Source organism: Paractinoplanes toevensis, from assembly GCF_018332695.1.
Taxonomy (GTDB): Bacteria; Actinomycetota; Actinomycetes; order Mycobacteriales; family Micromonosporaceae; genus Actinoplanes; species Actinoplanes toevensis.
The window spans coordinates 20157-44462 of record NZ_BOQN01000063.1 but is presented as its reverse complement, the minus strand read 5'-3'; the positions used below and the strand labels follow the sequence as shown (position 1 = coordinate 44462).

Sequence of the window (24306 nt, the reverse complement as noted above, 5' to 3'; positions counted from 1 at the left end):
CCCGAACAGTTCAAACACGTTTTGCCGGGCACGGATCGTCGGCGTCGAATAACACGTCGTCACCGTTTCCAGATCGTGGACTTAAGGAATTCTTAAACCCACTTTGAGGATCCCCACGACTCCTTCGGGTGGACGGGAGGTGTCCGGCGGGTGTCGAAGGCCACTCCCGCCGGGCGCGGATCAAGGCACCGGGGGATGTCACGGTGGAGGAGCCCCACAGAACAGCGGTCGACGGATCGAACGATTGGACTCCGGAGACCTTCAATCCCCCGGCCGGTGGCCGCCGCCCCCGGTAGTAACAATGGCCGCCACCGCGCCACACCCCAAGGGACTCACACATCTCGCCTGCCCCCCATGCGCAGGTGTGTGGTCACGGTTGCGCGGGAGTGCCGGGAGAGGAACGGCGGCGGGGTGCACACCGCCGCCGTTTCTATCAGAAGTTCAGAGCCGCCCGCCGGAGGTGAACCGGCCGACCTGGGCGGGCAGCACGAGACCGGCCGCCGACAGGGCGTGCAGCAGCGCGACCAACTCGCCCGGCGCGGACGGTTCCCCCTGCGGCAGGCCGAGGGCCCGCGCGGCCTCGACGGCCCGGACCGCGATCGCCGCCTCCACCGCCCACAGCCGGTGCGCCCGCATCGCCATGTGCGCGGACGCCGTCAACGACGCGTGCAGCCGCAGCAGCCGGCGAAGGTCGGCGGCGAGCTGTTCGATCGGCGGCCCGACGGGCTGCGGGACCGCGGGTTTCCGGGCCTCCCAGTAGTCCGCCGCTGCCTCCCACCACCGTGGCGCATAGAGGATCACCGCGCCGAACAGGGTCGGCGTGGCCACGATCAGGGCGAGCTTTCCTACATCCCAGACGTTCACCTGAGTCTCCCCGGGATGGCGGGCGTCACTTCGACGATCCGCCCGTGCCGGGAGCCCGTCAAGCCGAATACGTCAGCGCACCCGTCCGCGCGGAACCAGCCGCGTGATCGGCATGGGCGGGGCCGGCAGCGGTGGCCCGTCGTAGCCGCGCACCTCGCCGAAGCGGGGTGTGCCGGAGGCCCAGTCGGCTCGCATCTGGACGATCTCGTCGTGGTCGCGGGCGACGAAGTTCCACCACATCACCAGGCGCTCCTCGAACGGTTCGCCGCCGAGCAGCAGCAGCCGCGAGGCCGATCCGGTGGACAGCCGCACCGACGTGCGACCCGAGCCGAGGTAGAGCAGCGGGCCGGGCTTGAGGTTCGCGTCGTCCACATCGACCGCCCCGTCGAGCGCAAGGACGGCGTACTCGTAATCGGCCTGTAGCGGCAGCCGCGCGGTCGTCCCGGCAGCCAGGGTGACCTCCGCACCGACCAGGGGGGTGTGGCATTTCGCCGGGGAGGTGGCACCCGCGAGCGTGCCCATCAGGACGGTCGCGGTCAGACCGCCGTCCTGGACGACCGGAAGATCTTCGTGGTGGGTGAAGGCCGGGGCCGTGTCGCGGTCCGCGTGCGGCAGGGCAACCCACAGCTGTACGCCCTGGAGCACGCCCGAATGCTCGTCCGGCGTCTGCTCGGCGTGCGAGATGCCGCGGCCGGCCGTCATGAGGTTGAGCTGTCCCGGCCGGATCTCGCAGGTGTTGCCGAGGCTGTCGCGGTGCAGCACCTCCCCGGCCACCAGCCAGGTCACCGTCTGCAGTCCGGTGTGCGGGTGCGGCCCGACCCGCATGCCCTGGTCGCCGGCGAGGTCGTGCGGCCCGTACGCGTCCAGGAAGCACCACGCGCCCACCATGCGCCGTTGCCGGTTGGGCAGGGTGCGCGTGACGGCGAAGCCGCGCGGGCCGCCCAGTGCGACCGGCGCGCCCTCCAGCAATTCCATCGTGGCCGGCGGGGCCGGTCCGACCTCGGGATCCGCCTCGAAGCTGCTCACGCCATCGACGCTAGCCGGTGAAGGCGCTGGAACCGAGGACCTTGGTCACGCTGATCTCGATGACGACGCGGATCGGGTTGGGCCGCGGGGTGCGATAACGCGCGGCATACAGCTTTTCCCCCTCGGCGACCGACGCCGGGTCGTCCTTGACCACCGCGATGCCCTCGACCGTGCTCCACCGGGCGCCGTCGACCTGGCACACAGCCACGCGCGCCTGGCCGTTCCGGATGTGCCGGACGTGGGCGGAGGTCGCGGAGGAGATGATCCGGGCGGTGTCACCGTCCAGGGTCGCGCCGACGGCTACCACGTGTGGCGAGCCGTCCTTGCGCAGCGTGGTGAGCGTGCAGAGATGGCGTTCGGTCCAGAAGTCGATCAGCGCGGCGTTGGACACCGGGACCCGGCCGCTCATGCCAGCCGCTCCGCCGGCAGGGCGCCGCGGCGGACCGCGTCGGCGAGGGCTGCGTGATCCCGTTCCACCTGGTCCGCGTACGCCCGGGCGAAGCGGCAGAGCGAGTCGGCGAGCTTGTCGCTCCCGCCGATGTATCCGGTGATCATCGATGCTCCACTCGTTCGGGCGTGCGATTTGGCGAGCAGGAACCCGCAGATGCCGGCGTAGTCGGCGAGCGCGCCGGCGCTGATGTCCTCGACGAGGATGGCGCCCTTCATGTCGCGGAACTGGCGCACGTAGAACTGCATGTCGCCGACAGTCGTCCAGCCGAGCAGGGGGTCGCTGACCGTCTGCAACGCCTGCTGGTACTCGACGACCCGCTGCCCCTGGTGCCGGTGCCAGGCCGCCTCGCCGTGCTGGTGCGGCGCGATGACCGACCGCCGGGCCTGCTTGAGCTGCAGGAAGAGCACGTCGTCGGGGCTGCTGCCCTCGCACAACGCGACGTACGCCCGCAGCCCGACCGACCCGACCCCGACCACCTTGTGCGCGATGTCGACGATCCGGTAACCGGCCAGGATGCGCGCCCAGTGCGGCGGCAGCGTGTTCAGGTAGCCGTCGAGCGCCTCGGCCAGGGCTTCCCGTTCCTCGTCGGAGGGACGGGTGATCACCGGCGGTTCCTGGACCATCCGCAGGGTGCCGTCGTGCCGCTCGGTGAAGCGGGGGAGGGCCCGGTCGCTGGTGCGGCGGCGGGCGCGGCGGGCGGCCCGTTCGATCTCCTCGCGGAAGCTGGCCTTGGAGGCGGCCGAGCGCAGCTGATCGACGTCGAGGCGGTCGAAGCTGCGCCCGAGCAGCGGCCGTTCGGCCAGGTGGGCGAGCTGTTCGCGGTATTCGTCGACGCAGTGCTGGACGGCCTCGCCGCACTGGGCCTCGCGGAAACCGTTCTGCCGGCCGGCCACGTAGACGCTGACCGCGAGGCGGCGCAGGTCCCACTCCCAGGCGCCGGGGTGGGCCTCGTCGAAGTCGTTGAGGTCGAAGACGAGTTCCCGCTCGGGGGAGGCGTAGAAGCCGAAGTTGCCGAGATGGGCGTCGCCGCAGATGACCGGGGTGATGCCGGTGGCGGGCAACCGGGCGAAGTCGTCGGCCATGATGTTGGCGGTGCCGCGCAGGAATGCGTACGGCGAGCTGATCATCCGGCCGATCCGGATCGGGACCAGCCAGTCCTGCCGCCCGTCGTTCTGCGCGATGACCTGCTGGACCGGGTCGGCCCGGTCGTCCGGCGGCGTCCAGTGGGCCATGTCGGTCCGGTGGGCGCGCTCGCGCAGGGACCGGCCCAACTCGTACCGTTCGGCGCGGGGCCGGGCCGGCCTGCGCAGCGACGAGAAGCCGTCGTCCTGACCTGTGTCCAGCACGCTTTCCATTAGAGGTGAGCTTAGGTGCGGGCGGCGGCCAGACCGAAGGCGGACGGTTCGATGCCCGGGAAAACCTCGGAAAGGGAGCCGAAGCCGCAGCGTTTCTGCAGGAGTTCACCGATCACCGAGCGGTAGTCGGTGGTGGCGGCCAGGTCGCCGGCGACGAGCGCGCCGGGGGACAGGCCGGGCCAGTTGGTGTAGACCTTGCCACCGCGTACGCCGCCGCCGAGCAGCAGCATCGCGTTGCCGTGGCCGTGGTCGGCGCCGTGCGACGCGTTCTCCTGCACGCGGCGGCCGAACTCGCTGATGGTCAGCAGGGTCACCCCGTTCATCCCGGCCGGCCCGAGGTCGGTGGCGAAGGCGGCCAGGGCGAGGGCCAGGTCGGTGAGGTTGTCGTGCATGCGCTGGCCCTTGGTGGCGGTGCCGAGCGCGTCGTGCATGTCCCAGTCGCCGCAGTCGACGGCCGCGGTGACCAGGCCGGTCTTCGACTTGATCAGCCGGGCGACGTCGCGCAGCGCCCCGCCCAGCTCGGTGGCGGGGTAGGCGGCACCGTTGGCCGGGGTGTAGGTGGTGCCGCGGATGGCGGCGGTCGCGGTCAGCGCCTTGCCGGCGGCGAGGGCGGGGCCGGCCAGGTGGGGCGGCGCGTCCGCGTACATCGCCGTGAGGGCCGCGGCCATCGGTCGCTTGACCGAATCGCCGGCCAGGGTGAATTTGTCGATGGCGGCCATCGAGACGGCCGGGACCGGCCCGGCGAAGAGCCGGCTCGGCATGGCCCCGCCGACCGAGACGCCGGCGAGCGGGCCGGTGGCGCCGGTGCCGCCGAGCATCCGGTCGAGCCAGCCGCTGCGGATCGAGGTGCCGGGGGCCGCGTTCTCCATCGCGTCCATGGCGGCGAAGTGCGAGCGGGTCGGGTTGGGCTGGCCGACCGCGTGCACGGCGGCGAGCTTGCCGCCCTTCCACAGCGGCAGCAGCGGGTTCAAGGCCGGGTGCAGGCCGAACGTGCCGTCCCCGGCGATGACCTGGCTCTTCGGCAGGGCGATGGTCGGCCGCGCCCGGTAGTAGTCGGTGTCGCCGATCGGGGCGATCGCCGACAGGCCGTCGAAACCGCCGTGCAGCGACAGCACGACCAGCGTGTCGCCGGTGTAGCCCGGCGCGGCGAACGCCAGCTGGGTGGACACGCCGGCGCCGGCCAGGCCGGTGAGGGCGGCCGCGCCGAGCAGGCCGCGGCGGCTGATGGTCACGTTCTCCGCACATCCCGGGAACTTCATGATCACCTCAGCTGGAAGGTCGGCGAGTCGAGGACGAGCGCCACCAGGTAGGGGAAGCTGCCCGCGAGAGACTTGTCGGAGCTGGTCAAGGGACTGGTCGGCAGCTTTCCGGCGACGCTGAGCACGGCGGCGGTGTGCGCGGCCGGCAGTTTGCCGCCGGTCAGCCGGGTGGCCAGGGCGTCGATCAGCGCGCCGTAGCTGGCCGGCAGCGTCGGGACCAGAGCTTTGCGCAGGTCGGCGGGCCGGGTGAGCTGCGTCGGGTACCAGCCGGTGGTCAGGTTGAGGTGCCAGTTGCACTTCAGCAGGAACACCGACGGGGACGCCCAGGCCACCGCCACGTCCGGGTAGCCGTTCGGCGGGCCCCACCGGTACGGCGCGTGGCCGGCGTCGACGAGCGCGTTGTAGAGGGCGTCGAGGGCCTTGGTGCCGGTCTTCTCCGGTCCGAGGCCGAGCGTCCGGATCGTCGCGACCAGGTCCTCGAACGGCGTGCGCGTCTTCTTTCCGGCGCTCGCGGCGAACTCCGGCGAGGTGAAGAGCGCTCTGATCACCGGCTTGATCGCGGTGTCGTTGTCCAGGTAGACCTTGGCCAGCTTGGCGACCAGCGAAGCCGGGGGCTCGTCGGCGACAAATCGAACGCACAGCTTGGTCGCGATGCGTGCGGCGGTCGATGGGTGCCGGGCCAGATAGTCGGCGAAGGCGAGCGGCGCCGCCTCATTCGCCCCATTCGCCGACGAAAAGCCGAGGATCTTGACGGCCCCGCCGAGGTGCTTCGCGGCGTCGTACACATAGGTGCCGTCCTTGGCCACGGTCAGGCCGGAGAGCAGGCGCGCGGCCGCCTGCACGTCGTCCTCGGTGTAGACCAGGCCGACGGTGTGCAGCTCCATCAGCTCGCGGGCGTAGTTCTCGTTGGGGTGGCTCCTGGTGGAGGAGCGGTTGTCGAGGTAGGTGAGCATCGCCGGATGCCTCATCGACGCCTTCAGCATGTCGGCGAACTTCCCGAACGTGTGCTTGCGGATCACCTGGGCGTCGTAGTCGGCCCGGCTGTCCCAGACGCCGCTGGACGGCGCGGCGATGTGCAGGTGGTTGGCCCAGAACGCGGCGACGTTCTCGAACAGCTGCCGGTTGCTCCACGCGGCGCGGGCCACGCCGGCCCGGCCGAGCTGCTTGAACGCGTCGTAGGAGTGCACCGGCAGCTTGGCCCGTACGGTGGCGATGCTCGCGCCCGCGAGTGGCAGGCGGGCCAGCAGGTCGTCGCAGGCCGCGTCGTTGATCTTCTCGGGGGCCAGCTGCTTCTCCAGCCAGCCGCTCACGCCGAGGGAAGCGGCCTCGGCCAGCGTCGCCGGGGTCGGCCCGAAGGTGGCCCGGCGCACCAGGTGGTCCGTTCCCGTTCCCGCTCCCGCAGCGGCGGCGTGGGCGACACCGCCCCCGGCGGCGACGGCGACGGTGGCGGCTCCGGCGGCGGCGAGAAGCGTGCGGCGGGTCGTCATGCAACACGGTTCGACCGGTGAGCCCGGGGCCGTCGCCGCTGCAACCATCACTAACCGAGCCGCAATCCGCCCGCACCCGTACCCCGGAGGCGGAACCGGACGTACGCTCAGCTCTGTGGATCAGGCTGAACCGGTACGCACGCCCGCCTCCTGGGTCGTTGTCGGCCTAGACAACGGCGGGACCTGCAACAACGCCACCGTGCTCGACGCGACGGGTCAATATCTCGTCGATCATCTGGTGGAGAACCCGAGTCTCGTGACCGAGGGCCCCGAGTCGGCGGTCGAGGCCCTGGCCGAGGCGTTCACCAACATCCTCGACCTGACCAGCACACCGCTGACCCTGGTGCGGGCGGTGGGCCTGGACACGCCGGGTCCGGCCAGCGCGACCGGGGTGATCTCGTCCAAGGGCGCGACGAACTTCAACCAGGTGTCGTGGCACGGCTTCGACATCCGGGGCGCGCTCGAGGCCCGGATCGGCCTGCCGGTCTTCTACAACAACGACGCCAACGCGGCCGCTCTTTATGCACACCACCAGCTCTTCGGCGCCGACGCGATGCGCCGCTCGTCGGTCGCCGCGATCGTCGGCACCGGGCTGGGCGGCGGCGTGGTGGAGAACGGCCGGGTGATCTCCGGGGCGGCCGGCATGGCCGGCGAGCTGGGGCACGTGCAGATCCCGCTGCACGGCGTGCTCGAGGCCGACCAGCCGGTGCCGCTGTGCAACTGCGGCTTCGAGGGCGACGGGGAGAGCCTCGCCTCGCTCACCGGCATCAAGAACAACCTGTTGCCGTACTGGCTCACCAAGTTCCCCGACCACCCCCTCGCGGCCGAGCCGATCGCCAAGGCCGCGAAGCTGCTGCGCGGTTACGGCGAGAAGGAGGACCCGCTCGCCCTGGCGGTGTTCGGGCAGCAGGCGAAGGCGATCGGGAAGCTTTTCACCGTCGCCGCCAACTTCACCGACCCGCACGCGTACCTGTTGGGCGGCGGCGTGGTGGAGGCGGCGCCGAAGTTCCGGCAGTGGTTCCTCAACACCGTCCGCGAGCACACCCAGCTGCGGGCCGAGCAGCAGGCCGCGGCGACTTTCGCACTGGTCGCCGATCTCGACATGGCCGGCGCCCGAGGAGCTGCCGTCGCCGCGCTGGAGGGAGTTCAGCAGCGCCGGTCAACAGATGGTCGATAGATCTATTACGACGCATTTACAACTCTAGATATTGATGGTTGTCCTTCAGTAGCGTCACCCTTGCCATCCGCGGCCGGGGGGCTCGGATGTGCTGAAGGGGGACGAATGCGACGTAGCATCGCAACCATCTCGGCGACCCTGTTGGGCCTGGCACTGATCACGCCAGGCGCCGCGCAGGCCGCCCCCACCTCTCCTGCGACACACGATGATCTCAGCCCGGCCGACAAGGCCTCGCTGGCCGCCGGCATCGGCATAGCGCCGAAGGCTTCGTATGGGGCGAAGCCCAAAGGCCCCAACCCGTTCCTCGCCCAGGTCGCCGACGCCAGCAAGGTCGACTACTCGGGCTGGGCGAACTATCTGAAGGTGCAGGCCAAGTCCAAGGCGGCGCTCCGGGCGAAATCGCTGGCCAGCACCAACCCCGCCCTCGCCGCGCAGGCCGCCGCACCGGCGGTGGTGGTCGACGAGGACGAGATCGACGGCACCAACGGCGGCAACGACACCCCCGCCAACGCGCAGCGGATCACCACCTTCGGCACCGGCACCTACCCGAAGATCCGGGTGCTCGGCAGCCTCGACAACGACGCGGTCAGCACCCCGGCCGTTCCCGCACCGGCCGAGGACAACGGCTCGATCACCCTGGCCGGCGACACCGGAATCGGCGCCATCCGCAGCGGCGCGCTGATCGACGCGGTGATCGGCGACGGCCCGCACGGCCGGCAGACCGGCGACGGCAGCAACGACTTCGACTTCTACAAGATCACCGCAGCCGCCGGCAAGGTGCTCACGCTGAAGACGGCGACCCCGACCGGCCCGCTCGACACGGTCATCGAACTGTTCGCGGCGGACGGCACGCTCCTCGCCGTCAACGACGACTTCACCGGCCTGGACAGCCAGATCACCTACACGGTCCCCGCGGCCGGCACGTTCTACCTGGCGGTTGCCGCATACGGCGGTCTGCCCGCCGACCCGTTCGACTCGGCCAGCGGCGGCGGCATCGGCGACCCCACCCCGCCCACCGAAGGCCCCTACACGCTGACGCTCACCTCCGGCGGCATCGACAAGGACTTCTTCGCCATCAAGCTGAAGGCCGGCGACATCATCGGCGCCAGCGTCAAGGGCAGCCCCACCTACATCACCGTCTACGACACCGCACCCCGCGAGGTCCACGGCTCCGACCAGGACGCCTCCTACATCTATCCGCTCGCCTCCCCGCTGCCCGCGGGCGGCACCGCGGTCACCGACTACGTGGCGACCAAGGCCGGCTGGCACTACGTCGGCGTGCAGTCCGGTTCCGGCGCCTACGACATCACGGTCGAGGGCTACCGGCCCGTACTTCAGGGTGCTACGCCCGTACAGACGCTGTTCCTTGATTTTGATGGTGAGCGGGTCAACACCGGCGTCTTCGGCGGGCCCGGCAACCGCGACCTCAGCCCGTTCGCCGCGTTCCTGGCCAGCTGGGGCCTGACCCGGGCCGACGAGGACGCGGTGATCGACGCGGTCACCGCCGGCGTCACCGAGAACCTCAAGAAGGACCTCGTAGCCAGCGGCCTGAACCCGAAGTTCAAGCTGAAAATCAAGAACAGCAAGGACGACGACGACCCGTGGGGCGGCGCCAACGTCAGCCGCATCGTGGTCGGCGGCACCATCGACGAGAGCGGCGTCGACACCATCGGCATCGCCCAGAGCATCGACCCCGGCAACTTCGAGACCGAGGAGACCGCGCTGGTCCTGCTGGACGTGCTCAGCGCACCGGCCGGTGACTCATCGGCGTCGCTGAACACCTACCTGACCCCGGCGAGCGACCGGATCGCCTTCGTCGGCCAGGCCCTCAGCAACGTCATCTCCCACGAGGCCGGCCACTTCTTCGGCGACTACCACACCGACAACCAGGACGCCCTCCCGAACCTGATGGACGCCGGCGGCACCGGCTTCGCCACCCTGTTCGGCGTGGGCCCCGACGGCATCGGCGGCACCGCCGACGACCCCGACGTCGACTTCGGCGACAGCCGCTTCATCCCGTCCGAGGGCTTCATCGGCACCGAGGACACCCTGGGCCGCATCGTCTTCGGCGTAACCAGCTGATTTCTTTTTAAAGAAGCGGCCCCGTCGCGCTTGGCGGGGCTGCTTCCTTTTTTCAGTACGCATACGGACAAGTCCCGTGGCACTCGGTTTCGCTGAGCGACACTCACCCTCCGCGAGCCCGCTGCGGGCGGGCCCGGCTCACTCCGCGAGCAACTCGGCGCACTCCGCGAGTAACCCGGCGCTCCGCAAGTAAACCCGGTGCTCCGAGAGCACCCCGGCGCGCTCCGCGAGTAACCCGGCGCCTGTTCCGCAACATCGGCGCCGCCGCTCCTGGCTCGGCACCGCCCGATCTTGTGCACTTCGCGCGAGCTCCGCGCACCAGATCGACAAGATTCGGCCCGGTCACTCCTTCAAAGCGGCCGCCACATCCGGGTAGAGCGCCAGGTAATCGGTCAGGCCCAGGGTGTCGAAGAGGCGGCGCAGGAAGCCACTCGGCGCGGCCAGGCGCACCCAGCCGCCCCGCTCGGTGGCCCGGCCGTGCGCCGTGACCAGCACGCCGACCCCCATCGAGTCACAGAAGTCGAGACCCGCGACGTCGACAACGACCCGAGGGCTGGGGCGTTCGACCAGGCGGTTGAGGTTCGCCTTGAGGGCAGGCGCGGTGTCGATGTCGAGGGAACCGCGCAGCACGAGGACGGCCGTGTTGGGCGGGTGGTGGGCGACCGAGACCTGCATTGGTGATTGTCGCTTTCGAGCTTCGGGGGCGGCGGTGTCCCACAGCCTATCGATCCCGAGCGCCGCGCGCCCCCGCCGCCCGCCGCCCGAGATCACCCGGCGCGAAGGTATGGGCCGGTCATGCGGCCGTCCGAACAAGAAGCATCCCGCCCGGGGCACCGATTCATCGGCCGGTCCGGTGATGGCGGCCCGACGGACCCGCACTCCTGGCCCGGCGCCCGGCGCACCGATTCATCGGCTGGCCCGGTGATGGCGGCCCGGCTACGGCGGCCCGGCGGTGCCGCGCTCCTGGCCCGGCGCTATGGGCCCCGGTTGATCAACTGATCGGCCACCACCATGGCCTCGTCGACCGGGATGGCGAAACCGATTCCCACGCTGCCGCCGCCGCCCTGGCCGGCCTCGTTCGGCACGGTGGCGATGGCGGTGTTCACCCCGATCAGGCGGCCGTCGCAGTCGACCAGCGGGCCGCCCGAGTTGCCGGGGTTGATGGCCGCGTCGGTCTGCACGGCACCGGGCAGCACCGCGGTCTGCCCGCCGTCGGCCGGCACCGGGATGTCCCGGCCGAGCGCGCTGACGATCCCGGCGGTGACCGTGCCGGACAGGCCGAGCGGGGCGCCGAGCGCCACCACCGGCTGGCCGACCCGCAGCGTCGACGAGCGGCCCACCGCGATTAACGGCAACGGCTCCGGCGCGGCCACCCGCACCACGGCCAGGTCCACCTGAACGGCGCGGCCGACGATCGTGGCCGGCGCGGTCCGGCCGTCACTGAACAGCACGTCGATCCGGCCGCCGCGCCCGGCCGGGGCGATGACGTGGTCGTTGGTGAGGATGTAACCGCCGTCCCGGATCACCTCGCCACTGCCGTTGCCGCTGGTAGCGCCGTTGGTAACGGCCAGCGTGACGACGGAGGGCAGCACCTGCTCGGCAATGGTCGCGGCCGGGCACCCGGTCCCCGCCACGTCGTCATCCGCGCCGATCGACCGCCCGACCAACCCGCCGATCAGTCCGCCGGCAAGCGCGATGAGCGCGGCCGGAAGAAGCAAGAGGTAACCGGCCGGGCGTCGCGCAGACCCCGGCGGTGGAGGCACGGCCTGTGGGGGCGCGGCCTGTGGGGGCGCGGCCTGCGGGGCCACGGCCTGTGGGGGCGCGGTTTCCGGTGGCGCGTCCTGTGGAGGCACGGCTTGTGGAGGCGTGGCTTGCGGTGGCGCGTCCTGTGGGGGCACGTCGTGTGTGGAGGCGGCCTGCGCGGGCCCCGGTGGAGATGCGGCCTGCGCGGGCCCCGGTGGAGATGCGGCCTGCGCGGGCGCCGCCTGCGCGGGCGCGGTCGGCGGCCGGGGTGGGGTCGGCTCAGCCATGGCCGGCTCGCGCGAGGACGAGGTCGGTGAAGCCGTTGGCCAGCAGGATCACCGCGATGCAGGTGAGCAGGATGCCGGCGATCCGATCCAGGAACTGGCCCGCCTGCACGGAGATGCGGCGTTCGACGTGCCCGGCCGCGTAGACGGTCAGGCCGGTCACCAGGCCGTAGCCGACGGCCGCGATCGACAGCAGTAGCCGCCCGCTGCTGTCGCCGACGTCGGCCGAGGTCGCCGCCCCGATCGCGAACGTGGCCCCGCCGACGGTCAGCGGGAACGTGAGCGGAGTGAAAAGCACCTTCCGGTAGGCAATGCCGGCAGCCGGGCGAGCATCCGACGGATCCCGTCCCGCCGACGGCGGAACAGGCGGCGATCCTGGCTCGCGCCCGGCCGCCGGCGCCGGGAGGGCCGACGCTGAGAGCTGTGGCTCCGGCACGGCCGCGTGGGCCGACGGAGTGCCGGCCGCGTGGGCCGACGGAGTGCCGGCCGCGTGGGCCGACGGCGAGGGTTCGGCCGCGAGGCCCGGCGGAGATCCGGCCGCGTGGGTCGACGGCAAGGGTGCGGCCGGCTGGGCCGACGGAGTGCCGGCCGCGGGGGCCGGTGGCGCGGGCTGTGGGGCCGGGTCGGGCTGGGTGCCGCGCATCATCGGCACCGCGGCCAGGATCAGGGCGATGCCGCCGGTGGCGGTGAGCGCGGCCGGGCTGATGCCGAGCAGTTCCAGCAGCGGATCCCCGACCCAGATGGCGGCGAGGACGAAGATCGCCACGTTCAGCGTCAGCCCGGCCGCCAGCCGCACCTGCTCGGCGTGGCCGAAGGGCCGGACCACCGGCAGGTACGACGACAATGCCGCGACCGGGCTGTACAGGCCGACCAATGCCAGGAAGAGCGCCAGTGCCTCGTACGTGATGGACATGGTTTCAGAACTTCACTGCGTCCCGGATGAGCGGGCAGGTCATGCAGTGCCCGCCGCCCCGGCCCCGGCCCAGTTCGGCCCCGACGATGGTGATGACCTCCATGCCCGCCTTGCGCAGCAGCGTGTTGGTCTTGGTGTTGCGGTCGTAGGTGAACACGACGCCGGGTTCGAGGGCGACCGCGTTGTTGCCGCTGTCCCACTGCTGGCGTTCGGAGGCGTACACGTCGCCGCCGGTTTCGATGACGCGCAGCTCGGAGAGGCCCAGCGCCGAGGCGACCACGTCGACGAAGGGCCGGGAGCCCTCGTCGGTGACGTCGACGCCGGGGGAGCGGTCGGAGGGGCGCAGCGAGAACGTGTGGATGCCGTCGACGATGCCGGGGTAGAGGGTGACGACGTCCAGGTCGGCGAAGGTGAACACGGTGTCCAGGTGCATGGCGGCCCGCAGTTTCGGCATGCCGGCCACCACGACCTGCTCGGCCGCGCCGGCCGCGAACAGTGCGGCGGCGACCTGGGTGATGGCCTGCCGGGAGGTGCGCTCGCTCATGCCGACGAGGACGACGCCGTTGCCGATCGGCATGACGTCGCCGCCCTCGAAGGTGGCCTGCCCCCATTCGAGTTCCGGGTCGCCCCACCAGATTTTCGCGCCGGCGAAGTCGGGGTGGAACCGGTAGATGGCCTTCATCAGCAGCGTCTCGTCGTGCCGGGCCGGCCAGTAGAGCGGGTTGAGGGTGACCCCGCCGTACAGCCAGCAGGTGGTGTCGCGGGTGTAGAGGGTGTTCGGCAGCGGCGGCATCAGGTATTCGCGGGCGCCGGTCGACTCGCGGGCCAGGGCGACGTAGCCGTCGCGGAAGTCGTCGGGCAGGTCGTTGGTGGCCAGCCCGCCGATCAGGTATTCGGCGAGGCGCCGGTCCTCCAGTGAGGAGAGGAAGCCCCGGGTCGCGTCGACCAGGCCCAGTCCGACCTCGTTCGGAACGATCTTCCGGTCGAGCAGCCAGTCCTTCGCGCCGGGTACGGCCATGGTCTGGGCCAGCAGGTCGTGCAACTCGACCACCTCGACGCCGCGTTCGCGCAGCTTGTTGACGAAGTCGGCGTGGTCGCGCTGGGCGCTCTCCACCCACATCACGTCGTCGAAGAGCAGGTCGTCGGCGTTGGTGGGGGTGAGTCGCCGGTGGGCCAGCCCGGGCGCGCAGACGAGCACCTTGCGGAGCGTGCCGACCTCGGAGTAGACGCCATGATTGGACATTTCGGTCCTTTCAGATAGAGATCCAGCCCGTCGCCAGCGCGACGATTCCGCCGAGGGCACCCGCGACCGAGACGGCGAGGATCACCGCCTCGCGCGGCGAGAACAGCCGCCGGCCCTGCTCACGGCGGGCCATCACGAACAGCACCGTCGCGGGGGCGTAGACGATGAACGAGACGAGCAGGAATTTCGGCCCGGCCGCGAAGAGCAGGAACAGGGTGTACGCGGTGGCCAGCCCGGCCACCAACAGGCCCCGGCCCCGCGCGATCTTGACGGCGTAACCGGCGGCGAGCAGGAACGGGATCAGGCTGAGCGCGCTGGTCAGGTCGAGGGCGAAGTTGAACGCGTCGGCCGAGAAGTAGGTGACCACCAGGACGACCTGGATCAGGATCGTGGTGAGCAGCAGCGACGCGAACGGCACGTCACCGCGCCGGGTGGTGCCGAGGAAGCGCGGCATGTCCTTGTCCTGGGCCGCCACGTAGAGCACCTCGGCCGCCATCAGGGTCCACGCGAGGTAGGCGCCGAGCACCGACACGATCAGTCCGATGCTGACGAACACGTTTCCCCAGGTGCCGTACGCGGCCTCGAGGACCCCGCCCATCGACGGCTGGCGCAACTGGGCGATCTCGGCGTAGGGCAGCACCCCGTACGAGACGATGGTGACCGAGGCGAAGACCGCGAAGACGCTGAGGAAGCCCAGCACGGTGGCCCGGCCGACGTCCTCGCGCCGCTGCGCGTGCCGGGAGTAGACGCTCGCCCCCTCGACGCCGAGGAAGACGAACACGGTGACCAGCATGGTGCCGCGGACCTGGTCGAACAGCGAGCCGTAGTCGCCGGTGCCGGTCAGGTTGTCGGCGAACACCTTCGGGTCGAGGGCGAAAAGAGCGAGAAAGACGAAGACCACGATGGGTACGAGCTTGGCCACCGTGACGACCCGGTTGATCACGGCCGCGTCCTTGACACCCCGCTGGACCAGGTAGAAGAAGACCCAGACGCCGACCGTCGACAGGGCGATCGAGAGCAGCGTGTCGCCCTCGCCGAGGGCCGGCGCGATGGCACCGACGGTGCTCATGATCAGCACCCAGTAGGTCACGTTGCCCACGCACGCGCTGGCCCAGTAGCCGAAGGCGGAGAAGAAGCCGAGGTACTCGCCGAAGCCGGCCTTGGCGTACGCGTACACGCCGGCGTCGAGTTCCGGCTTGCGGACCGCCAGCATCTGGAAGACGAACGCCAGCATCAGCATCCCGGCGCCGGCCACCACCCAGGCGATGAACGCTCCGACGACCCCGGTCTCCTGGGCGAACCGCCGCGGCAGGGAGAAGACTCCGGCGCCGACCATCGACCCGACCACCATCGCCGTCATGGTCATGAAGCTCAGCGACTGCGGTGTCCGCACGTCGGGGGCGGTGTCGGTCTTCGCCATGGGTGACAGACTCGCGGTTTGGGGGTGTGTCCCGGTTCATCCCGCAGGGGTGACCGGGCGGCCCTGTTACTCGCAGGTAGGGGCGGGTAGCTTACTTGTCATGGCAATCAATCAGGGTGACAAGGTCGACGACTTCGAGCTCCCCGACCAGGACGGTGTCCCCCGTCGCCTCACCGAACTGCTCGCGGGCGGCCCGGTCGTGCTGTTCTTCTACCCGGCCGCGATGAGCTCCGGCTGCACCGCCGAGGCCTGCTCCTTCCGGGACCTGGCCGCCGAGTTCCGCGAGGCGGGCGCGCAGCGGGTCGGCATCAGCCGGGACAAGCCGGCCAAGCAGAAGCAGTGGGCCGAGCTCAACAGCTTCGACTACCCGCTGCTCAGCGACCCGGACAGCACGGTCGCGGCGGCGCTCGGGGTGAAGCGGAAGCTGCCGCTGGGGCCGCTGAGCACCAAGCGCATCACGTTCGTCATCGACACCGACCGCACCGTGCTCGAGGTGATCCACTCGGAGACCAACATGCAGGAGCACGCCGCGAAGGCCTTGGAGACGCTCTCGGCCCGCAAGCCCGCGGCCGAGTGAAAAAATTCGTGGATGCCACTGCACAACCGGAAGCCGCCGCGCGTCTCTGAGGGTGTGACCTTCGAGGAATTCGCGATGGCCCGGCTCCCCAGTCTCCTGCGGTACGCGGTCGTCCTAACCGGCGACCGTGATCTCGCTCAGGACGTAGTCCAGGAGGTGCTGGCCCGGGCGCAGGTCCGGTGGCGGCGGATCAGCGAGTCGGATGTGCCCGAGGCGTACGTGCGACGCATGGTGCTCAACGAGTACCTGTCGTGGCGGCGCAGCTGGCAGTTCCGGAACGTGCACGCCGTGGGGGAGCGCCTCACCGATCTTGATGACGCCCGCGGCGGGATTCGCGACCACGCCGAGGGGGTCGTCGAGGCCGATGCGCTGTGGTCCCGGTTGTCGACGCTGGGCCGCAAGCAACGGGCCGTTCTCGTCCTGCGCTACTACGAGCAGATGGAGGACGAGGCGATCGCGGACGTGCTCGGATGCGCCCCCGCCACGGTGCGCAGCCATGCCTCGAGGGCGCTCAAGACGCTCCGACTCTCGTCGGAGCGCCAGGAACGGATCCATGCCGAGGAGAAGTCGTGACCGAGCACGCAGATCAGCTGCGCGAGGCCTTCGAGACCCATGAGAACGACACTCCCGACCCTTCGGCGGTATACGCCCGGGTCGTGGAGCTGTCCGGTAAATACAAGCGCCGTCGCCGGAGCTTCCAGGTCGCCGGTGGCGCGGCGCTGGCCGCTGTCGCGGTGGCCGGGGTGGTAACGCTGCCCAACCTGCTTCCGGGCAACGCCCGCAACACGTCGACGATCAGCTACCCGGCCGGTGCCGTCCCGACGTCCGCCGCTCCGTCGACGATCCCGTCGCTGAGCCCGGCCGACCTCGAGCGGGGCTGGGCGGCCTACTTCGGCGCCGGCTACGACTACGACGACGCTCTCAAGATCGCCGAGTTGTGGAACGTCCCGGCGAAGAACATCGGCAACATCAAGGCCGCCGCCGGGCTTCGCCTGCTGGCCGGTGAAACGCTGCCGTTCCCGGCCACGCCGAACGACCCGGAACCGACCGTGTCGGCCGACCCGGAGGCCGACAAGCAGCTGGCCGCGTTCTTCAACGCCGGGTACACCTGGGACGAGGCGGAGAAACTCGCCAAGATCTGGAAGCTCAGCGACCCGTCGGACGCGAAGTACGAGGCCGGCAAGAAGCTGCTCGCCGGTGAGAAACTGCCGGTCAAGCCGACGGCGGCGGGCGTCAAGGCGGCCCTGGAGAACAAGCGGGTCGAGGCCTTCTTCAACAAGGGATACGACGTCGACGACGCGATCAAGCTGGCCAAGGCCTGGCACCTGAAGACCGCGTACCAAGCCAAGATCGAGGGCGGAAAGCGCATCCTCGCCGGGCAGACGCTGCCGATCCAGCCGTGACCCCCACGCTGCGCCGGCGGATCGGATTCGAGATCGAGCTGATGGCCCCCCGGGGCCGCAGCCGGCGCAGCCTTGCCTACGACCTGGCCGGCCGCCACGGCGGACGCATCCGGCCGGTCTGGCACCAAGACAGCGAACCGTCCCTGGTCCCGGGCCTGGGGCGGTTCCTGCATCTGACCCAGGGCTTCGAGGTGACCCGCGCCGACGGGACCCCGATGTGCACCCTGGTCGACGACATCACCCTGACCGACGGCCTGGAGCCGCGCACCGCGCCGCCGCCCGGCTGGTACCGCATCCTCAGCGACGACCCCCGCCTGCTCTCGCTGCTGGCCGCGCGCTGCGACCCGGGGGCACCGCTGAGCGCGGTGCTCGACCCGGTCGCCGAGCTGTGGGGCACCGAGTCCGAGCAGGTCGCCGACGTGTTCCGGCTGGACGACCCGTCCGGGTCCACGGTCGCACTGGCCGCACCGCACGGCGCCGAACGCGAGCGACCTTGCGAGATCGTCACCCCGCCGCTGGCGAGCGACCACCACGCCGCACTCGAGGAGTTGCTCGAACCGGCCCGCGACCTGGGCTTCACCGTGCCCAACGAGGCCGCCGTGCACCTGCACCTGGACGGCGCCCCGTTCCACGATCCGCGCGTGCTGGCCAACGTGGTGCGGCTGTTCGCCCACTGGCGCGAGCCGCTGCGCGAGTTGCTGCAGACCAACCCGGCCTGCCGCCGCCTGGCCCCGCTGCCGTCACAGTTGGTGGAGGCGGCCGACGAGCACCAGCCGACCTGGAACGGCCTGGCCAAGGCGGCCGACGCGGGCGAGCTGACCAAGTTCTTCGACGTCAACCTGACGCAGCTGTTCAAGGACCGCCCGCTCCGCGACACGCTGGAGATCCGCATTCTGCCCGGCGCGATAACCGCCGACGAGATCGTCAATCGCGCCGCGCTGGTCGAGCTGCTGCTCGACCGCTGCCTGGACCCGGAGCCGTTCCCGGCAGCCCCCGCCGGGGGCGTCTCCGGCCTGATGGAGATCGCCGCCGAGAGCCTAGCCCAGCGGTGATCACGCGGGTCCCGCCGGCCACGGGGCCGGCGGGACCGCAACCCCAGGAAATCCCCCCGTATTACTCGCGCTTTCCTTCACGTACGGGCCGGACCGGCCCCGTGGCACTCAGTTCCGCCGGCTGCAACTCACCCTCCGCGCGCCCGCTGCGGGCGGGCCCGCACCCCCGCTGCGAGCGGCCCCGCGCCCGATCTTGTGGACTTTCTGTGCGGATAGAGCGGCAAGTCCGCAAGATCTGCAATGGCGCCGAGCGGGGTGGGTGCGCGAGAGGTCGTGCGGCTTCGCCCGCCGCGTTCCCCGCCAGATCTTGGAAAGCTGCGACCACTGGCGCGCAGGTAACTCGACAAGTTCAAGGCGAGCCAACTGTCCGTGGGCGATATAACCGACATGTCGGCTTTGGGGCAGCAGGCCCGCCCGCAGCGGGCGCGCGGAGGGTGAGTTGCAGCCGGCGGCACTGAGTGGCACGGGACCGGGGTAGCGCGTACGGAAGAAGAAGCGTGCGAAACGCACGAAGCCGGGTCACGGAAGCATTGACCGCCGTGACCCGGGCCGGGAACGCTCAGACCGTGTTGCGCCAGTGGCGGCCGCTGCGGCCGATCAGTCGCTCGGCGTCGGTGGGGCCCCACGAGGCTGCCTCGTATGTCGGGATCGGGGACTGGTCGTCCGCCCAGTGCTCGATGATCGGGTCGACGATCCGCCAGCACTGCTGCACCTCGTCGGCCCGGATGAACAGCGTCGGGTCGCCCAGCAGGGCGTCCAGCAGCAGCCGCTCGTAGGCTTCGGGGGACTCCTCGGGGAACGTCTGCTCGTAGGAGAAGTCCATACTCGCCGTGCGCACCCGGAACGAGTGGCCCGGCACCTTCGCGCCGAAGCGCAGCGAGATGCCCTCGTTGGGCTGGATGCGCAGGATCAGGGCGTCCGCTTCGAGGCCGGTCAGCTGGTCCTGCGGGATCGGCAGGTGCGGCGGCCGCTGGAAGGTCAGCGCCACCTCGGTGACCCGGGCGGGAAGGCGCTTTCCGGTACGGACGTAGAACGGCACGCCCGCCCAGCGCCAGTTGTCGACGTTGAGCCGCATCGCCGCGTACGTCTCCGTCCGTGACAGCGGGTCGACGCCGACCTCCTCGCGGTAACCGGCCATCAGGTCGGCCCGGGTGCCGCCGCGGGTGTACTGGCCGCGCACCGCGAGGTCGGCGATGTCGCGGTTGGTGGGCAGCCGGATCGCCTGGAGCAGCTTCACCTTCTCGTTGCGCAGCCCTTCGGCGTCGAACGAGGCGGGCGGCTCCATCAGCGCCAGCGCGAGGACCTGGAGCACGTGGTTCTGCACGATGTCGCGCATCGCGCCGGCGTGCTCGTAGAAGCCGCCGCGGGTGCCGACGCCGAGCGTCTCGGCCACCGTGATCTGCACGTGGTCGACCCAGGAGCGGTCCCAGATCGGCTGGAAGATCGAGTTGGCGAAGCGCAGGGCGAGGACGTTCTGCACGGTGTCCTTGCCCAGGTAGTGGTCGATCCGGAAGACGCTGGGCTCGTCGAAGGCGGCGTGCACGATGCCGTCCAGCTCGTGCGCGGTGGCCAGGTCCCGCCCGTACGGCTTCTCGATCACCAGGCGGGAGAAGGAGCCTTCCCGGGCCTGGTTGAGCCCGGCCCCGGCGAGGCCGTTGATGACCGGCTCGAACGCCTCGGCGGGGGTGGAGAGGTAGAAGATGCGGTTGCCGGAGGTGCCGCGTTCGGCGTCCAGCTGGTCGAGCGTCTCGCCGAGCCGCTTGTACGTCTCGGGGTCGTCGTAACCGCCGGAGACATACCGGATGCCGCCGTTGAGCTGGGTCTTGTCGTTGAGGTCGCGGCCGCCGAGCGCGCTCGCCGCGAACTGGTCGTCGGCCATCGGGGTGCGCGCGACACCGACCAGGGCGAACTGGCCGGGCAGGCGGTTGTGCCGGGCCAGGCTCTCCACGGCGGGCAGCAGTTTGCGGCGGGTCAGATCACCCGAGGCGCCGAAGATCACCAGCGTGGCCGGTGGTGCGCTGCGCTCCTGAATGAGCTGGGGGGCGTTGTCCATCGTCTTCGAGTCCTCCGACCGTTTCGACCGTCCGAGGAAACCTTACGCAGAGTCCATGCCTCAAGTTCAGATCCATCCCTCGATGCGAGCAGGGCCACCGCGACAAAAGTGGCAAACTATAGGAAAGCCTTATCGAGGAGGCCTCGTGAAGTACCGGCTCGTGACCCGGAGCGATTTCGACGGCTTGGTCTGTGCCGTGCTGCTACGCCACCTGGACATGATCGACGAGATCAAGTTCGTGCATCCGAAGGACGTTCAGGACGGCGAGGTCGAAGTCACCAAGAACGACATCCTGACCAACCTGCCGTACGCCCCTGGCGCCTACATGGTGTTCGACCACCACCACTCGGAGACCATGCGTAACGAGGGCAACCTCGAGAACCACGTGATCGACGCCGACGCGCCCTCGGCCGCCCGGGTGATCTACGAGCACTTCGGGGGCAAGGAGCGCTTCCCGAAGATCTCCGACGACCTGATGCGCGCGGTCGACCAGGCCGACTCGGCGCAGTACTCGCTCGACGACGTCCTGCACCCGGAGGGCTGGACGCTGCTGAACTTCCTGATGGACAGCCGCACCGGCCTGGGCCGGTTCCGCGACTTCCGGATCTCCAACTACCAGCTGATGATGCAGCTGATCGACGCCTGCCTGGAGATCCCGCACGTCGACGAGATCCTGCGGCTGCCCGACGTGGCCGAGCGGGCCGACCTGTTCCGCAGCCAGTACGACCTCTTCGTCGAACAGCTGAAACGGGTGAGCCACCTCGAGGGCGACGTGGTGGTGGTCGACCTGCGGGACGAGGAGGTCATCCACGCCGGCAACCGGTTCATGGTCTACGCGCTGTTCCCGGAGGCGCGGGTGTCGGTGCACGTGATCTGGGGCCGGGCCAAGCTCAACACCGTCTTCGCCTGCGGCAAGTCGATCCTCGACCGCACCTCGCCGGTGGACATCGGCGAGGTGATGCTGCGCTACGGCGGCGGCGGTCATCTGGCCGCCGGCACCTGCCAGGTCCCGCACGACGAGTCGGAGCGGGTCCAGCGGGAGATCGTGGAGGCGCTGAAGACCCCGCGGACCGTCTCGGTGTAGATAGTGCGGCGGGGCGGAAGGACCGAACTCCCTCCACCCCGCCGTCCGCGAGTCGCGGGCCATGCCCAATTGGCCCCACCCGCCGGTCGTGTTCCGCGCCCCACGCGCATCATCACGACACAATCCCGCGTCCACCAGCGCGGGAGTCTCTCAGGAGCGCAAGCTCCACTTGCCGGCCGCAACCGGTTCGTCGGCCTTCTCGGCGTCATCGTCCTGTTCAGCGACGCCGCCCTTGCCGCTCCAGTCGGCCTGCTCGGCCGTAGCGGTCTTCTCGGCCTTCGCGGGCGAGTCGTCCTCGTCGTCCGGTTCCTCGTCCTCGGCCCGGTGCCGGTTGCGGATCAGATAGATCGACCCGCCCAGCAGCACCAGCGCGGCGACCACCCAGCCACCGATCGACAGGATCGACGGCCCGCGGGTGGCGTCGGCGACGGCCGCGGCGAACGCGGCCTCCTCCGGATCCACGGCGGTCTCGCCGGTGCCGGCCGCAGTGCCGGCGTGCGCATGCGCCGCCGTCTGGCCTGCGGCCGCCGGCGTCAGCGAGATCCGCGCCGGCAGGGACGGTCCGGGCTGCCCGTTCGCGTACGTCGTGACGACCGTGAACTGCATCGAACTCAGCGTGGGCAGCGGGCCGATGGCGATCGACAGATCGGTGGCCCTGCCCGGGGCGAGCTGCCGGCCGGGCACGGCCAGCCAGGTGATCGACTTGGCAGTCTCGGTCGCCGGGGTGCCACCGTGGATGGTGGCCAGCGGCGTCGCGAGCGGCTTCATCTCGATCTTCGGCGCCCAGTCGTCGACCGACAGCGGGTACACCTCGGCCACCGGGGTGTCGTCCGGCAGCCGCAGGCTGATCGTGCCCAGCGGTGCCGTGCCGGTGTTCGTGATGTGGAAGGTCAGGTTCTCCCCACTACCCTGCGCGGCGGTCGTGGGGGAGACCGTCACGTCGGCGAACGCGGGTGCGGCGATCAGTACGCCGGCCACCGCGACGGCCGCGGGAATGCCCGCTCGGCGGGCCATCAGGAAGTGCCTCACGAGGGGTAGTTCGGATCGCGTCGCTCAATGGTTCAACCACCCACGAACATCTTTTGGAAATCCTTCGGCGATGATGTCGGCATGCGTGACGTGGAGATCGGCAGCGACATGATCAGACTCGGACAGTTCCTCAAGCTGGCGGATCTCATCGACACCGGCGGCGAGGCCAAGATCCTGATCGCCTCCGGCGACGTGCGGGTGAACGGCGAGGTCGACATCCGGCGGGGCCGTCAGTTGCACCCGGGTGACGTGGTGGAGGTGCAGGGCCGGACCGCCCGCGTGGTGCCCTAGGGCATGCATAGACGGCCGTGTGTGCCGCCCTGCGTAGCGAATGGTTGACATCGTGTGATCTCAGGCATGTACTGAGGCCGGTGTGTTACCGGCGTCACATTAGCCGTTGACGACGTCAGCCTCGCCGGGGAGGTCCCATGTCGCGCGTGCACATCCGATCCACTCTCACCGCCGCCCTGATCGCCGCGTTAGCCGTGGTCACGGCCGGTTGTGCGGGGTGGGGTGGTGGGCCCGGCGGCGGTGGGCCGGACACCATCAACGTCCTCATGGTGAACAACCCGCAGATGATCGATCTGCAGCGGCTGACCGAGGCGAACTTCACCAAGCAGACCGGCATCCACGTCAACTTCACGGTGCTGCCGGAGAACGACGTCCGCGACAAGATCAGCCAGGAGTTCTCCAGCCAGGCCGGTCAGTACGACGTGGCGTCGCTGAGCAACTTCGAGATCCCGATCTACGCGAAGTCGAAGTGGATCGCGCCGCTCGACGACTACACCACGGCCGACACCCAGTTCGACCAGGCCGACATCCTGCCACCGATGACCCAGTCGCTGACCGCCGACGACGGCAAGCTGTACGGCGAGCCCTTCTACGGCGAGTCGTCCTTCCTGATGTACCGCAAGGACGTCCTGGACGCGAACGGCATCACGATGCCGGCCAGCCCGACCTGGTCCGAGGTCGCCGACATCGCGGCCCGGGTCGACAACAAGCAGCCCGGCATGCGCGGCATCTGCCTGCGCGGCCAGCCCGGCTGGGGTCAGGTCTTCGCCCCGCTCACCACGGTGGTCAACACGTTCGGCGGCACCTGGTTCGAGAAGGACTGGACCCCCAAGGTCGACTCGCCGGAGTTCACCGCGGCCGTCAAGTTCTACGTCGACCTGGTGCGCGCGCACGGGGAGAACGGTGCCCCGCAGGCCGGCTTCACCGAATGCCTGAACAACACCATTCAAGGCAACACCGCGATGTGGTACGACGCGACCAGCGCGGCCGGTTCCCTCGAGGCGGACGACTCCCCGGTCAAGGGGAAGATGGGCTACGTCGCGGCGCCGGTCGACCAGACCAAGAGCTCCGGCTGGCTGTACGCCTGGTCGTGGAGCATCCAGCAGGCCAGCGAGCGCAAGGACAACGCCTGGAAGTTCATCTCCTGGGCGTCCTCCAAGCAGTACGAGGAACTGGTCGGCAGCCAGGTCGGCTGGTCCAGCGTCCCGGCCGGCAAGCGCGCCTCGACGTACTCCAACCAGCAGTACCTGCAGGTCGCATCCGCGTTCGCGGAGCCCACCGAGAAGGCCATCTCCAGCGCCGACCCGCGCAACCCGGGCGTGCAGCCCCGGCCGGCGATCGGCATCCAGTTCATCGACATCCCCGAGTTCACCGATCTGGGCACCCAGGTGTCGCAGTACGTCAGCTCCGCCATCGCCGGGCAGATGAGCGTCGACGAAGCGCTGGAACGCGGTCAGCGATTGGCCGAGGACGTCGCCGAGCGTTACCAGTCACGGCAGGAATGAGGAGGCCG

At 70.3% G+C, this 24306-nt stretch carries 22 protein-coding genes; 9 read left to right on the top strand and 13 right to left on the bottom strand.

Annotation, left to right across the window (positions count from 1 at the left end):
* Nucleotides 1-441: 441 nt before the first annotated feature.
* The 6 genes from Ato02nite_RS24455 to Ato02nite_RS24430 all read right to left on the bottom strand — a co-directional run bounded on the left by Ato02nite_RS24455 (nucleotide 442) and on the right by Ato02nite_RS24430 (nucleotide 6442).
* Nucleotides 442-864 (bottom strand): hypothetical protein, encoded by a 423-nt coding sequence (locus Ato02nite_RS24455; RefSeq protein WP_213008941.1) that lies wholly within the window; start codon nucleotides 862-864, stop codon nucleotides 442-444.
* Nucleotides 865-936: 72 nt separating this feature from the next.
* Nucleotides 937-1890, bottom strand: a complete 954-nt coding sequence (locus tag Ato02nite_RS24450) for a pirin family protein (protein ID WP_246607370.1) — start codon at nucleotides 1888-1890, stop codon at nucleotides 937-939.
* A gap of 10 nt (nucleotides 1891-1900) precedes the next feature.
* Nucleotides 1901-2299 (bottom strand): PPOX class F420-dependent oxidoreductase, encoded by a 399-nt coding sequence (locus Ato02nite_RS24445; protein WP_213008940.1) that lies wholly within the window; start codon nucleotides 2297-2299, stop codon nucleotides 1901-1903.
* Nucleotides 2296-3696 (bottom strand): DUF2252 domain-containing protein, encoded by a 1401-nt coding sequence (locus Ato02nite_RS24440; RefSeq protein ID WP_213008939.1) that lies wholly within the window; start codon nucleotides 3694-3696, stop codon nucleotides 2296-2298. The genes Ato02nite_RS24445 and Ato02nite_RS24440 overlap by 4 nt, the downstream gene beginning before the upstream one ends.
* Nucleotides 3697-3707: 11 nt before the next feature.
* Entirely contained in the window at nucleotides 3708-4955 is a 1248-nt protein-coding gene (locus tag Ato02nite_RS24435) for a DUF1501 domain-containing protein (RefSeq protein ID WP_213008938.1), read from the bottom strand.
* A 2-nt stretch (nucleotides 4956-4957) separates the two neighbouring features.
* On the bottom strand, nucleotides 4958-6442 hold the full coding sequence (locus tag Ato02nite_RS24430) for a DUF1800 domain-containing protein (RefSeq protein ID WP_213008937.1): 1485 nt from the start codon (nucleotides 6440-6442) through the stop codon (nucleotides 4958-4960).
* Between the two features lie 115 nt (nucleotides 6443-6557).
* Here Ato02nite_RS24430 and Ato02nite_RS24425 point away from each other — a divergent pair, with 115 nt between their 5' ends.
* A complete protein-coding gene (locus Ato02nite_RS24425) occupies nucleotides 6558-7619 on the top strand; it encodes an ROK family protein (protein ID WP_213008936.1) in 1062 nt (353 codons plus the stop codon).
* A gap of 105 nt (nucleotides 7620-7724) precedes the next feature.
* Entirely contained in the window at nucleotides 7725-9701 is a 1977-nt protein-coding gene (locus Ato02nite_RS24420; RefSeq protein WP_213008935.1) for a PPC domain-containing protein, read from the top strand.
* 342 nt (nucleotides 9702-10043) lie between these two features.
* Here the strand turns inward: Ato02nite_RS24420 and Ato02nite_RS24415 are convergent, their stop codons facing one another.
* From Ato02nite_RS24415 to Ato02nite_RS24390, 5 genes are all read right to left on the bottom strand, one after another.
* A complete protein-coding gene (locus Ato02nite_RS24415; RefSeq protein WP_213008934.1) occupies nucleotides 10044-10376 on the bottom strand; it encodes an STAS domain-containing protein in 333 nt (110 codons plus the stop codon).
* A gap of 299 nt (nucleotides 10377-10675) precedes the next feature.
* Nucleotides 10676-11419, bottom strand: coding sequence for a S1C family serine protease (locus Ato02nite_RS24410; protein ID WP_246607369.1), 744 nt, complete (start codon nucleotides 11417-11419; stop codon nucleotides 10676-10678).
* 304 nt (nucleotides 11420-11723) lie between these two features.
* Nucleotides 11724-12641 (bottom strand): MarC family protein, encoded by a 918-nt coding sequence (locus Ato02nite_RS51820; RefSeq protein WP_246607368.1) that lies wholly within the window; start codon nucleotides 12639-12641, stop codon nucleotides 11724-11726.
* 4 nt (nucleotides 12642-12645) lie between these two features.
* Nucleotides 12646-13884 carry an arginine deiminase gene (locus Ato02nite_RS24395; protein ID WP_213008932.1) on the bottom strand — a complete coding sequence of 413 codons (1239 nt, stop codon included), beginning with the start codon at nucleotides 13882-13884 and terminating at the stop codon, nucleotides 12646-12648.
* 10 nt (nucleotides 13885-13894) lie between these two features.
* Complete coding sequence (locus Ato02nite_RS24390; RefSeq protein ID WP_213008931.1) at nucleotides 13895-15304, bottom strand: basic amino acid/polyamine antiporter; 1410 nt, start codon at nucleotides 15302-15304, stop codon at nucleotides 13895-13897.
* A 100-nt stretch (nucleotides 15305-15404) separates the two neighbouring features.
* Here Ato02nite_RS24390 and Ato02nite_RS24385 point away from each other — a divergent pair, with 100 nt between their 5' ends.
* The 4 genes from Ato02nite_RS24385 to Ato02nite_RS24370 are packed head-to-tail and all read left to right on the top strand — an operon-like array spanning nucleotide 15405 to nucleotide 18336.
* Nucleotides 15405-15881, top strand: a complete 477-nt coding sequence (locus Ato02nite_RS24385; RefSeq protein WP_281419784.1) for a peroxiredoxin — start codon at nucleotides 15405-15407, stop codon at nucleotides 15879-15881.
* A gap of 54 nt (nucleotides 15882-15935) precedes the next feature.
* Nucleotides 15936-16454, top strand: a complete 519-nt coding sequence (locus tag Ato02nite_RS24380) for a SigE family RNA polymerase sigma factor (protein ID WP_246607367.1) — start codon at nucleotides 15936-15938, stop codon at nucleotides 16452-16454.
* On the top strand, nucleotides 16451-17284 hold the full coding sequence (locus Ato02nite_RS24375) for a hypothetical protein (protein ID WP_213008930.1): 834 nt from the start codon (nucleotides 16451-16453) through the stop codon (nucleotides 17282-17284). The genes Ato02nite_RS24380 and Ato02nite_RS24375 overlap by 4 nt, the downstream gene beginning before the upstream one ends.
* Nucleotides 17281-18336: an amidoligase family protein gene (locus Ato02nite_RS24370; protein ID WP_213008929.1), complete on the top strand. Its 1056-nt coding sequence runs from the start codon at nucleotides 17281-17283 to the stop codon at nucleotides 18334-18336. Before Ato02nite_RS24375 ends, Ato02nite_RS24370 begins: the two co-directional genes overlap by 4 nt.
* Before the next feature lie 559 nt (nucleotides 18337-18895).
* Here the strand turns inward: Ato02nite_RS24370 and zwf are convergent.
* Nucleotides 18896-20389 carry a glucose-6-phosphate dehydrogenase gene (gene zwf, locus Ato02nite_RS24365; RefSeq protein WP_213008928.1) on the bottom strand — a complete coding sequence of 498 codons (1494 nt, stop codon included), beginning with the start codon at nucleotides 20387-20389 and terminating at the stop codon, nucleotides 18896-18898.
* Nucleotides 20390-20534: 145 nt separating this feature from the next.
* Here zwf and Ato02nite_RS24360 point away from each other — a divergent pair, with 145 nt between their 5' ends.
* A complete protein-coding gene (locus tag Ato02nite_RS24360) occupies nucleotides 20535-21473 on the top strand; it encodes an exopolyphosphatase (RefSeq protein ID WP_213008927.1) in 939 nt (312 codons plus the stop codon).
* 150 nt (nucleotides 21474-21623) lie between these two features.
* On the opposite strand, the gene Ato02nite_RS24355 is transcribed toward Ato02nite_RS24360, so the two are convergent.
* The gene (locus Ato02nite_RS24355; protein WP_213008926.1) at nucleotides 21624-22502 is read right to left on the bottom strand and encodes a DUF1775 domain-containing protein; all 879 of its coding nucleotides are present in this window, start codon (nucleotides 22500-22502) and stop codon (nucleotides 21624-21626) included.
* 81 nt (nucleotides 22503-22583) lie between these two features.
* Between Ato02nite_RS24355 and Ato02nite_RS24350 the strand changes: the two genes are divergently transcribed.
* Together Ato02nite_RS24350 and Ato02nite_RS24345 are read left to right on the top strand one after the other, a co-directional pair.
* Nucleotides 22584-22793, top strand: coding sequence for an RNA-binding S4 domain-containing protein (locus Ato02nite_RS24350; protein ID WP_213008925.1), 210 nt, complete (start codon nucleotides 22584-22586; stop codon nucleotides 22791-22793).
* Between the two features lie 137 nt (nucleotides 22794-22930).
* The gene (locus tag Ato02nite_RS24345) at nucleotides 22931-24298 is read left to right on the top strand and encodes an ABC transporter substrate-binding protein (protein WP_213008924.1); all 1368 of its coding nucleotides are present in this window, start codon (nucleotides 22931-22933) and stop codon (nucleotides 24296-24298) included.
* The last annotated feature ends 8 nt before the right edge of the window (nucleotides 24299-24306 follow it).

Excerpts from the sequence above, each read along its gene's own strand:
- Ato02nite_RS24445 (WP_213008940.1), bottom strand. The coding sequence starts at position 2,299 with ATGAGCGGCCGGGTCCCGGTGTCCAACGCCGCGCTGATCGACTTCTGG.
- Ato02nite_RS24440 (WP_213008939.1), bottom strand. The coding sequence starts at position 3,696 with ATGGAAAGCGTGCTGGACACAGGTCAGGACGACGGCTTCTCGTCGCTG.
- Ato02nite_RS24435 (WP_213008938.1), bottom strand. The coding sequence starts at position 4,955 with ATGAAGTTCCCGGGATGTGCGGAGAACGTGACCATCAGCCGCCGCGGC.
- Ato02nite_RS24430 (WP_213008937.1), bottom strand. The coding sequence starts at position 6,442 with ATGACGACCCGCCGCACGCTTCTCGCCGCCGCCGGAGCCGCCACCGTC.
- Ato02nite_RS24420 (WP_213008935.1), top strand. The coding sequence starts at position 7,725 with ATGCGACGTAGCATCGCAACCATCTCGGCGACCCTGTTGGGCCTGGCA.
- Ato02nite_RS24415 (WP_213008934.1), bottom strand. The coding sequence starts at position 10,376 with ATGCAGGTCTCGGTCGCCCACCACCCGCCCAACACGGCCGTCCTCGTG.
- Ato02nite_RS51820 (WP_246607368.1), bottom strand. The coding sequence starts at position 12,641 with ATGTCCATCACGTACGAGGCACTGGCGCTCTTCCTGGCATTGGTCGGC.
- Ato02nite_RS24395 (WP_213008932.1), bottom strand. The coding sequence starts at position 13,884 with ATGTCCAATCATGGCGTCTACTCCGAGGTCGGCACGCTCCGCAAGGTG.
- Ato02nite_RS24390 (WP_213008931.1), bottom strand. The coding sequence starts at position 15,304 with ATGGCGAAGACCGACACCGCCCCCGACGTGCGGACACCGCAGTCGCTG.
- Ato02nite_RS24385 (WP_281419784.1), top strand. The coding sequence starts at position 15,405 with ATGGCAATCAATCAGGGTGACAAGGTCGACGACTTCGAGCTCCCCGAC.
- zwf (WP_213008928.1), bottom strand. The coding sequence starts at position 20,389 with ATGGACAACGCCCCCCAGCTCATTCAGGAGCGCAGCGCACCACCGGCC.
- Ato02nite_RS24350 (WP_213008925.1), top strand. The coding sequence starts at position 22,584 with ATGCGTGACGTGGAGATCGGCAGCGACATGATCAGACTCGGACAGTTC.
- Ato02nite_RS24345 (WP_213008924.1), top strand. The coding sequence starts at position 22,931 with ATGTCGCGCGTGCACATCCGATCCACTCTCACCGCCGCCCTGATCGCC.